We start from the raw sequence: 1,037 nt of genomic DNA on the forward strand, positions 1-1,037 counted from the left end.
AGCGAGTACGGTACCTAATACTTTCCCTAAAATCTTTTGGATATATTCTGTAGGCAAAAGGTCAGGATAATAGGTATAAAGCTTGTGGTAGATTAACAATAGAACGAAACTGAATACCATTCCAAGGAGAATTGCAAGCCAAGCGTCTTGTTTTGCATCTATTGCAAGAGGTACCAGTAAAGCACTCCCCAATTCGAATAGAACCATTAAGATAAAGAGCTGGCTAGAACTAATCTTAGCTTTTTCCATTCAATTGAGACCTCCTTTTCGGTTTTATTAAAGCTTCCTTTTGCTTTTTTGAATGGTTATTTAACTTTCTATCGCTTTCGAACGTTATGTAATAAAGATGAGATTTGTTCTAAAGGTAACTCTAATGTAGAGAGAATCTTTCTACATTAGAGTTACCTTATTAGGAAATGTCGCTGTAAAGACTATATTCTATATAAAAACTAGCTGATCAACTATGTTTACTCCCATGAACCTTTCTTTTTTGTAAGAAAGCTATAAAAAGAAGGATAGAAGGAATTATGGTGAATAGAGGAATATGCAGAATAAACTTGGCTATATATAATCCTTCATGGAGATGTTCTTGGAAATTACTCGCGATTGTGACAGATAAAAATAGAACAACAATACCTAAAGGATACGCTAACATTGAAGGTGATGTAATTTTGAATAAGTTAGCTGTTCCTATGGTGGCTGCATAAAATAATATGGTAACCTTAAAAAAAATTCCAATCACCATAGCAAGCATAAAAAACACATCAAGCCGTTCTAAAAAATCAGCTACCTGAATGCTTTGTACCGTACTAAGAAGAGGAAACTGTGAACGTGCAGTCAAATCAACTCCTAGTACACTAATATTAATAAGCATGGTGATAGTTAAATTGATGCCACTTAATCCTGTTGCACAAAGCATAGTCACCTTTGCTTTCTTAGAATCATTTAAGTACGGCAAAATCATTGTAAACACAATAGCTTCAGTAAACGGAAAATATAACGTTTCAGACAATGCAACTTTTACCGATGGTAATAAC

At 33.9% G+C, this 1,037-nt stretch carries 2 protein-coding genes; both read right to left on the reverse strand.

What is annotated here, in order from left to right; all coding sequences use genetic code 11:
* Nucleotides 1-249 (reverse strand): GerAB/ArcD/ProY family transporter (locus tag POF52_RS30910; RefSeq protein WP_271998175.1); only part of this gene is annotated, 249 nt, incomplete at its 3' end.
* Between the two features lie 208 nt (nt 250-457).
* The coding region (locus POF52_RS30915) for a GerAB/ArcD/ProY family transporter (RefSeq protein WP_271998177.1) at nt 458-1,037 on the reverse strand (580 nt) is incomplete at its 5' end.

Source organism: Priestia sp. AB (genome assembly GCF_028369225.1).
Taxonomy (GTDB): domain Bacteria; phylum Bacillota; class Bacilli; order Bacillales; family Bacillaceae_H; genus Priestia; species Priestia megaterium.